9 protein-coding genes, 2 pseudogenes and 1 riboswitch are annotated in these 9,482 nt (G+C 32.7%); of the genes and pseudogenes, 9 read left to right on the forward strand and 2 right to left on the reverse strand.

All coding sequences use genetic code 11. The features are described from left to right. Positions 1–70 precede the first annotated feature (70 nt). Positions 71–484: a general stress protein gene (locus CD150_RS06125; RefSeq protein WP_064209625.1), complete on the reverse strand. Its 414-nt coding sequence runs from the start codon at positions 482–484 to the stop codon at positions 71–73. 226 nt (positions 485–710) lie between these two features. Continuing rightward, positions 711–813: riboswitch (purine riboswitch) on the forward strand. Between the two features lie 215 nt (positions 814–1,028). Between CD150_RS06125 and xpt the strand changes: the two genes are divergently transcribed. From xpt to CD150_RS13700, 5 genes and pseudogenes are all read left to right on the forward strand, one after another. Further along, entirely contained in the window at positions 1,029–1,610 is a 582-nt protein-coding gene (gene xpt / locus CD150_RS06130; RefSeq protein WP_046207046.1) for a xanthine phosphoribosyltransferase, read from the forward strand. Further along, positions 1,607–2,875: a xanthine permease PbuX gene (gene pbuX / locus CD150_RS06135; RefSeq protein WP_070038350.1), complete on the forward strand. Its 1,269-nt coding sequence runs from the start codon at positions 1,607–1,609 to the stop codon at positions 2,873–2,875. The genes xpt and pbuX overlap by 4 nt, the downstream gene beginning before the upstream one ends. 37 nt (positions 2,876–2,912) lie before the next feature. Continuing rightward, positions 2,913–4,379: an IMP dehydrogenase gene (gene guaB, locus CD150_RS06140; protein WP_046207044.1), complete on the forward strand. Its 1,467-nt coding sequence runs from the start codon at positions 2,913–2,915 to the stop codon at positions 4,377–4,379. 21 nt (positions 4,380–4,400) lie between these two features. Continuing rightward, positions 4,401–5,942 (forward strand): glutamine-hydrolyzing GMP synthase, encoded by a 1,542-nt coding sequence (gene guaA / locus CD150_RS06145; RefSeq protein WP_019469906.1) that lies wholly within the window; start codon positions 4,401–4,403, stop codon positions 5,940–5,942. A gap of 153 nt (positions 5,943–6,095) precedes the next feature. Next, a pseudogene (locus CD150_RS13700) lies at positions 6,096–6,546 on the forward strand (terminase small subunit); the annotation flags it as partial. A gap of 37 nt (positions 6,547–6,583) precedes the next feature. Here CD150_RS13700 and CD150_RS06155 read toward each other — a convergent pair. After that, positions 6,584–7,192 carry a stage II sporulation protein M gene (locus CD150_RS06155; RefSeq protein WP_073345082.1) on the reverse strand — a complete coding sequence of 203 codons (609 nt, stop codon included), beginning with the start codon at positions 7,190–7,192 and terminating at the stop codon, positions 6,584–6,586. Positions 7,193–7,446: 254 nt separating this feature from the next. Between CD150_RS06155 and CD150_RS06160 the strand changes: the two genes are divergently transcribed. The 4 genes and pseudogenes from CD150_RS06160 to CD150_RS06175 form a co-directional block, all read left to right on the forward strand. Further along, positions 7,447–7,989, forward strand: coding sequence for a hypothetical protein (locus CD150_RS06160; RefSeq protein ID WP_073345078.1), 543 nt, complete (start codon positions 7,447–7,449; stop codon positions 7,987–7,989). An 82-nt stretch (positions 7,990–8,071) separates the two neighbouring features. Then, the gene (locus tag CD150_RS06165; RefSeq protein ID WP_073345073.1) at positions 8,072–8,335 is read left to right on the forward strand and encodes a hypothetical protein; all 264 of its coding nucleotides are present in this window, start codon (positions 8,072–8,074) and stop codon (positions 8,333–8,335) included. 294 nt (positions 8,336–8,629) lie between these two features. Beyond that, a pseudogene (locus CD150_RS13985) lies at positions 8,630–8,823 on the forward strand (hypothetical protein). A 71-nt stretch (positions 8,824–8,894) separates the two neighbouring features. Then, positions 8,895–9,482, forward strand: a 588-nt coding sequence (locus tag CD150_RS06175; protein ID WP_103161433.1) for a stage II sporulation protein M, incomplete at its 3' end; no start/stop codon positions are given.

A 9,482-nucleotide genomic window follows, 5' to 3' on the forward strand; every position in this document is an offset into this window, starting at 1 on the left:
GTAGCTATATGAAAGTATTTTGTGATCTTATTAAAATAATAGTATATATCACACTTTACTTGAGCGTAGATTAGGATTTTGGTCCTTCTGTTTCTTCTGCGTAATGCTTATCTTTAATAGCACTATTTGTATATGCAGCATTTGCTTCTTGTACTTCTTCATGAGAAGAGTTATCTTTAGTTGCAATCACGAGATAGTTATTATCAAGGATCTCTTTTTTATAACGCTCTTTATCATCATCGCTAATATCATAATAAGCTAAAACAGTTTCTTCGCCGTCTTCGCCAGTTAAAATTTTAGCCATTTTGTCACTGAATGAGCCACTCGTTGCTGTTAGGTTTACTTCAGAATCATGTAATTCGTCAAAATGAAGTTTTGTCTTACTAATTACTGAAATTTCAGATTCAACATATCCTTCTGACAATTTTTGCTGGATAGTTGGTAGTATTTCGTCTTTACTTTGTACGATTGTAAAATCAGCCATTAACTGTCCCTCCGTCCACTTTTCTATTGTTTATCTAATACTTTCCCTATTAACTACTAGGTAAAACGAATATATATTTATTATATAATGAAGTGGCGTATCTGACAATCTTGATTTAAAAGTGAAGAAAACGGTTACTAACATAATTGATTATTAATAAATCTCCTTCTTTAAAGCGCTTACTTATAATATTCGTGTTGAAAATCATGCCGAAATTTGCTATCATCAGTTAATAATTTATCTAACTCATATAATCTAGAGAATATGGCTCTAGAAGTTTCTACCATGTTGCCATTAACGACATGACTATGGGTAACCAATACAATACAAAGCATTCAACTTCAATCGTTTTAAAGTTTGATTTGGGAAATGAAGTGATTAATATATTCTTCTAAAACAATTGTCGTGTTTTCAATTTCTACATAATTAGGGAAATGAATGTTGAAGGCTATCAGTTCTTTATAGTATTGCACGTTCACTCATAGATCCTGAAACTAAGTTAGTTTAGGATTTTTTTTGTATAAAAAATGAGGAGGTTTTTTGAGTGGATTTGTTAAAACGGAAAGTTGAGGCAGACGGTGTCGTCATTGATGAGAAGATTTTGAAGGTAGATGGGTTTTTAAATCATCAAATAGACGCAAAGCTGATGCACGACGTAGGACTAACGTTTTATAATCAATTTAAAAATGAAGGGATTACTAAAGTATTAACGATTGAAGCATCTGGTATTGCACCAGCAATCATGGCAGCAATGCATTTTGATGTACCATGCTTATTTGCTAAAAAGGCAAAGCCTAGCACGTTAACGAAAAATACATATCAAGCTGATATCCATTCATTCACTAAAAATACGACGAGTACTGTAGTGGTTTCAGATGAATTTTTAGACGAAAATGATCGCGTATTAATTGTTGATGATTTTTTAGCTAATGGTGATGCATCATTAGGCTTAAATGAAATTGTTCAACAAGCCAATGCTGAAACTGTTGGTGTAGGCATTGTAGTTGAAAAGAGCTTCCAACCAGGCAGAGAACGTTTAGAAACAGCAGGGTTGAAAGTATCGTCTTTATGTAAAGTTGCTTCTCTAAGTGGAAATAAAGTGACATTTGTTGAGGAACAATCATGAAGACATTTATCTTAAGTTTACAACATCTATTGGCGATGTATGCAGGCGCCATACTCGTACCAATTATTGTAGGGACAAGCTTAGATTTTACTCCAGAACAAATTGCCTTCTTAGTCACTGTTGATATTTTTATGTGTGGTGTAGCCACATTTTTACAAGTTTGGAAAGGCACAGGCACCGGATTGCCTATCGTCTTAGGTTGTACATTTACTGCCGTTGCGCCGATGATTTTAATCGGGCAAACCAAAGGCATAGGTGATTTATATGGTTCCCTTTTCTTATCAGGTATATTGGTTGTCATCATTGCTCCATTCTTTTCATATTTAGTTAAATTCTTTCCACCAGTTGTAACAGGTAGTGTCGTTACAATTATAGGTATCAATTTGATGCCAGTAGCGATGAATTATTTAGCAGGTGGAGAAGGTGCTAAAAATTTTGGTGATGCCAAAAACATCTTACTTGGTGTAATTACATTAATAGTCATATTAATTGTGCAACGTTTTACAACAGGTTTCTTAAAATCTATTGCCATATTGATTGGCTTAATTGTAGGTACAGTATTAGCGTCAATATTTGGCATTGTTGATGTGAAACAAGTTGGTGAAGCACATTGGTTTTCGTTACCACAACCATTTAGATTTTCAACATTCAGCTTTGATTTTGGCGCAACTTTAGTATTCTTTATTGTTGCGTTAGTCAGTCTGATAGAATCAACAGGTGTTTACCATGCATTAAGTGAAATTACAGGTAAGAAATTGGAAAGAAAAGATTTTCGTAAAGGTTATACAGCTGAAGGTCTTGCGATTATCTTAGGATCTATTTTTAATGCATTCCCGTATACTGCTTATTCTCAAAATGTAGGCTTAGTATCATTATCAGGTGCTAAAAAGAACAAAGTTATCTATGGCATGGTTATCTTGCTCATTATTTGTGGTTGTATTCCTAAATTAGGTGCTTTAGCAAATATGATTCCACTACCAGTATTAGGTGGCGCAATGATAGCAATGTTTGGCATGGTTATGGCATATGGTGTTAGTATATTAGGTAATATTAATTTCAAAAATCAAAATAATTTATTGGTAATCGCGGTATCAGTTGGACTAGGAACGGGTATAAGTGCAGTACCACAAGCGTTTCAAGCTTTAGGAGACCAATTCGCATGGTTAACTCAAAATGGTATTGTACTCGGTGCGATTTCAGCAATTGTTTTGAATTTCTTTTTTAACGGCATTAAGAATCAACAAAACATAGAAACTATGGAATAATGGAGCTATAAAACAAATATTAGGAGGCTGTATTCATATGTGGGAAAATAAGTTTGAAAAAGAATCTTTAACTTTTGATGATGTGTTATTGTTACCAGCAGAATCAGATGTATTGCCGAAAGAAGTAGACTTGAGCGTTCAATTATCAGAAGGTATTAAATTAAATATCCCTGTTATTTCAGCAGGTATGGATACTGTAACTGAATCTAAAATGGCAATCTCAATGGCTAGACAAGGTGGCCTAGGTGTCATTCATAAAAATATGAATATTGAAGATCAAGCAGATGAAGTTCAAAAAGTTAAACGCTCAGAAAATGGTGTTATTTCAAATCCATTCTTCTTAACGCCAGAAGAAAGTGTATATGAAGCAGAGGCATTAATGGGCAAATATCGTATTTCAGGTGTACCTATTGTTAACAATGAAGAAGACAGAACATTAGTCGGTATTTTAACAAACCGTGATTTACGTTTTATTGAAGATTTTTCTATTAAGATTTCAGATGTTATGACTAAAGAAAACTTAATTACAGCACCTGTAGGCACTACTTTAGATGAAGCTGAAGAACTATTACAGCAACATAAGATAGAAAAATTACCATTAGTTAAAGATGGTAAATTAGAAGGTTTAATCACAATCAAAGACATTGAAAAAGTACTTGAATTCCCAAATTCTGCTAAAGACAAACTTGGCAGATTGCTAGTTGGTGCAGCGATTGGTATTGCAAAAGATACAGATATTCGCGCTGAAAAATTAGTTGAAGCGGGTGTAGATGCCTTAGTTATTGATACAGCTCATGGACATTCTAAAGGTGTTTTAGAACAGGTTAAACACATTAAAGAAAAATTCCCACAAGTGACATTAGTTGCCGGAAACGTTGCGACTGCTGCAGGTACTAAAGCTTTATACGAAGCTGGTGCTGATGTTGTCAAAGTAGGTATTGGACCTGGCTCAATTTGTACGACTCGTGTTGTTGCTGGTGTAGGTGTGCCACAAATTACAGCCGTGTATGACTGTGCAACAGAAGCACGTAAACATGGAAAAGCTATTATTGCTGATGGTGGTATTAAATTCTCAGGAGACATCATCAAAGCATTGGCAGCTGGTGGACACGCTGTGATGTTAGGAAGCTTACTTGCAGGTACTGAAGAAAGCCCTGGCGCAACAGAAGTATTCCAAGGTAGACAATATAAAGTATATAGAGGTATGGGTTCATTAGGCGCAATGGAAAGTGGTTCTAACGATCGTTACTTCCAAGAAGATAAAGCCCCTAAAAAATTCGTGCCTGAAGGTATTGAAGGTCGTATTGCTTATAAAGGTCCATTACAAGATACGATTTACCAACTTATGGGCGGTGTGAGATCAGGTATGGGTTACACTGGTTCAAGAAACTTAGAAGCATTAAGAGAAGAAGCACAATTCACACGTATGGGACCTGCTGGATTAGCAGAAAGTCACCCACATGATGTGCAAATTACTAAAGAATCACCAAATTATTCATTCTAAGTTAAAAGGAGATTTAAAGTTATGGAAATGGCGAAAGAGCAAGAGCTCATACTTGTTTTAGATTTTGGTAGCCAATATAACCAATTAATTACACGTCGTATACGTGAAATGGGTGTGTATAGTGAACTGCACGACCATGAAATCAGCATTGAAGAAATTAAACGCATGAATCCGAAAGGGATTATCCTTTCAGGAGGACCAAATTCAGTATATGAAGAGAACTCTTTTACGATTGACCCAGAAATTTACAATTTAGGTATTCCTATTCTAGGTATTTGTTATGGTATGCAATTAACAACTAAATTGTTAGGTGGCAAAGTTGAACGTGCCAATGAAAGAGAATACGGTAAAGCAGTGATTAATGCGAAAACGGATGAATTATTCTTCGGACTTCCTGAAGAACAAAATGTTTGGATGAGTCATTCAGATAAAGTGATCGAAATCCCAGAAGGTTTTGAAGTGATTGCAGATAGTCCAAGCACAAACTATGCAGCAATTGAAGATAAATCACGCCGTATCTATGGTGTTCAATTCCATCCTGAAGTACGTCATACTGAATTTGGTAACGATTTATTACGTAACTTCGTACGTCGTGTGTGTGAATGTACTGGTGAATGGTCAATGGAAAACTTTATTGATATTGAAGTTGAAAAAATCCGCGAACTTGTTGGTGATCGCAAGGTGCTATGTGCAATGAGTGGTGGTGTAGACTCATCTGTTGTTGCTGTATTATTACACAAAGCGATTGGTGACCAATTAACATGTATTTTCGTAGACCATGGCTTATTACGTAAAGGTGAAGGCGACATGGTCATGGAACAATTTGGTGAGGGCTTCAACATGAACATCATTCGTGTCGATGCTCAAGAACGTTTTATGAACAAATTGCAAGGTGTGTCAGATCCGGAACAAAAACGTAAAATCATTGGTAATGAATTCGTTTATGTCTTTGATGATGAAGCATCTAAGCTAAAAGGTGTTGATTTCTTAGCGCAAGGTACATTGTATACAGACGTTATTGAATCAGGTACAAAAACAGCACAAACGATTAAATCACATCATAATGTAGGCGGATTGCCTGAAGATATGGAATTCCAATTAATTGAACCTATTAATACATTATTCAAAGATGAGGTACGTGAATTAGGTATCGAATTAGGTATTCCAGAACACTTAGTATGGAGACAGCCTTTCCCAGGTCCAGGTTTAGGTATTCGTGTGCTGGGTGAAATTACAGAAGATAAACTTGAAATCGTACGCGAATCAGATGCGATTTTAAGACAAGTCATTCGTGAAGAAGGTCTTGAACGCGATATATGGCAATACTTCACAGTGTTACCTGGTATTCAATCCGTAGGTGTCATGGGAGACTACCGGACGTATGATCATACTGTTGGTATTCGCGCAGTGACATCCATTGATGGTATGACAAGTGACTTTGCACGTATTGATTGGGAAGTCTTACAAAAAATTTCAAGCAGAATCGTTAATGAAGTAGACCACGTTAACCGTGTTGTCTATGATATTACATCTAAGCCCCCAAGTACCATCGAGTGGGAATAATATATAGAATGATGAACCCCCTTAAGTCTTTGGCTTAAGGGGTGTTTTTGTGGTTAAAGGGGGAAGTAAAGAGAAGAATAATCTGTGTATACTTATCTAAAAACAGTATATGTAAGACAATTATCATCAAAGGAATGATTCAGGTAGCAAAATGCTCATATACAAGGTTATAACCTATTTAAGAATGAAAAATAGCACAACTATAACTATGAAGATAAAAATAAGATTATTGATAATGATGTGCTTTCTGCGAATGAGATACTACATTTATTATCTAATGCAGCAGTAGGGGAAGAAACTGAACTAAAAGAAGTAGTCACCAAACGTGGTGAATATGTTAAGAATCCAGACACAGGCAAATACAATATCATATACAATGAAAGTGTTGAGATGGTGGAAGTACCTATTAAGATTAGTGGCCGTTTAAAAGCGCGTGATCTACTTGGCAAATACCACACACTATTTACAGATAAGCATGAACTCACTGGTGATACACCGGTAATCATTAATGTAGGTGAGTAGGATGACTGAAGTAGAAGAGAAAATGGATAAGAAGTACCCCAATAGAACTAAAGTTATAGATGATATTCCTTTGGAAGATTAGAAACAAGCCCATTATCAATGATAGTGGGCTTGTTATTTTAAGTGAGTAAATCAAGTATTAATTTTGATAAATAGTTTTCGACGAATGCTGCTACTATAAATAAAGGTAAAGCAATAAAAATGTAAATTTTTATTAAATTAGTTATTGCTAGTTTGATAGAAACATTCTGTTTCTTGTTTTTTCTTAAAAGATTGCTAATCTTTCTGATAATAGATTGATTTAATTTGAATAGGCTACTAGCAACAAAGCAAAATGCTAATATTTCTATCAAGAAGTGAGGGATTGTAGATATGGTTAGCATAATTCCTTTATAATTATCAAAGTTAACTGCAAATCCTAAAGCTATAGCAGGAGAAATTGTTGTACTGATTATATTTAAATAATATAAAAAAGGAATTGGAATGATAGCTAGTATCAGCATTTGAAAGGGAACTCTAAAGCCATTGTTTAATATATATTCCCAAACTTTTTGTAAACCTTCTGCATTGGCCACATTTTTAGGTATACCATTAAATATGTTTTTAATGGTTTCAGTAGAAGAACTAAATATAATAGCCAGAATAAAAGTGATGATAAAAATCAATAATGTTATAGCTAAAAAGCTTAATGTTCTTTTGATATAAGTAGCATCATAAATTTTAAGCATGTTTCCTCCATTAATAAAGATTGTTTATACAACTAATATCACACTATCAAATATTTATTGAAATTTATAGGTGATTCAAATAAAGTACTATAACTTCCACCCATCAGTATCAGTTCTGTTAGGTGGTTTTGTTATTGTTACATTTATTAACTCAATTTATATGTATGGACAATATAAGTTATTTTTTGATTATGTTAATATACTTGTGAGTTACACTCAATATTATTAAAAAAGAAAAGTATAAGGAGAAAATTATGTTAAGTGGATTGTACGATGTTCTAGGTTTTTTTATTGACCTATTTATGGGAAAGTATTCCCAATTTTATTTAATAGTATTTATATTAATAATTGTGTTGGCTGCTATAATAGATTTGTTTATATCGATTGGTTCTAAGAAATCAGAAAATAAATTATTATTATTCATTAAGAGTTTAGGTATTCATTTCGTTGGTATTATAGTCTTTTGCGGTATTCTGTTATTCATAAATAGGATGTTAACTTTTATACCATTCTTTCATATTAACTCCCAATCAGAAGAGTTAATGGGTTTAACTGGTATTACATTATATTTATCATTACTTTTTGTATTGTTTGTAGGACAATTTTTCATGAAAATGAGAGGGCATAAATTATTTCATGTTGTAATACAGTTTTTTATTGCTATAGCTATTTTTTACATAGGAACTTTATTATTAAATTTCTCAGTAGCATTTAACATACCAATTATACTAGCAGATATTGCTATAGTTGTTTTAATTGGGAATGTATTATTGGAATATATAGAAAAGGTGGATTAGTTATGTGGATAGCAATATTTAGTATGTGGTTTTGTATAGGAACGGCATTCTTAGCTATTTATTTAAATAAGGAGAAATAAATATGTCTGCACCTTATGTAGTAATGTTACTACTCACTATAATTGCAGTTACAATGATGATTATTATATGTATGGTTTTGGATAAATCTATGATATATATGTTTATAATACTTTTTATTCACTCAACACTTTTGTTCATCATTCGCTATTTCTGGCAAAATAAAGAATTTGGAGAAGCTTTTACAAGATCATTTGACCTCGTTACGATAGCTATCGTAGTTATCTTTACTATTTTGAAATTCAATAAGACTAAATCAAGTGAGTAGTGTTAAGATACTGTAAATCTTATTGTGCTATTTAATTGCGTATAATATAATTGTGCATGAAGTTCCTCCAGAACTTTATCCCTTAGGGTTCCTTCGGGGACGCTTCACAAATTAAAATATCACCTTCTTATTTATAATTGTGTTATTTTATGAAATCACTCTAACTATTTTTATAGTTAATTCAAAACTGCTCGGGCAGGCACTTATGTGCTCGCCCTATTTTTATGTGTTAATATCAAATATTATACAATCAGTAATAAATTGATTTTAATATCACAAAGGAGTGTTATTGATTTGAAAAGGAAGGGTGAACTAGATCAAGGATTTATTATGCCAACTATGTTAAATGTATTTTCTTACTTGGACTTATTTTCATCTCACAATTAGAAAATTTATTTATATTAATACCTTATGTTCTTGTAATGGGAGTAAATGTAGTTTATTTAGTTGTTAAGTCTATGAAAGTTAGAAATGACCGAAGATTATAAAAGGTTTGTTTTATTAATAGTATGTTAGTATACGGTTTGTTATGAACTATATAAAATATAAGGAGAAGATTATGTTATCCATTGAAAAAAGTTTTATGAAAAGGGCTAATAAATTTTTCATATTTACTGTAGGTATAACTGTAGCAATTATTTTCATATTTTACATTCTTGGCTTGATGATAGATGATTTTAGCGATTTTTCAAAAGCTAGTATAAATGACGAGCACAAATTTAAACTAGTAGGTTTATTTACATATTTTTTTAATAATGGGTTCATTTTACCTTTCATAATGCTGATACTTGCTATTATACCAATACCATTTTTATATTATTTGAACATGCTATCAACTGTTTTTTCATTAGGTATGTTAATTGGCATACACTTTGCATATAATTTCACGGATGGAATAAGGCTGTTTCTTGGGTTTTTGCCGCATCTATTAATTGAAATTTATAGTTCAAGCTTAATGCTTTCAATACTTTATGTTATTAACAAAGTTATTATTAGTAAGTTAATGAATTTATTCAGAAAAAAACCTATTAAAATGAAACCAATTTACATAATATTAATTGACAGCATTAAAAGCTATATTCTTTATTATTTACCAATTGTATTACTAGCAGCAATAATGGAAACTTATGTTTCACCTCTTTGGTAT

This window comes from Staphylococcus ureilyticus (assembly GCF_002902235.1).
GTDB lineage: Bacteria > Bacillota > Bacilli > Staphylococcales > Staphylococcaceae > Staphylococcus > Staphylococcus ureilyticus.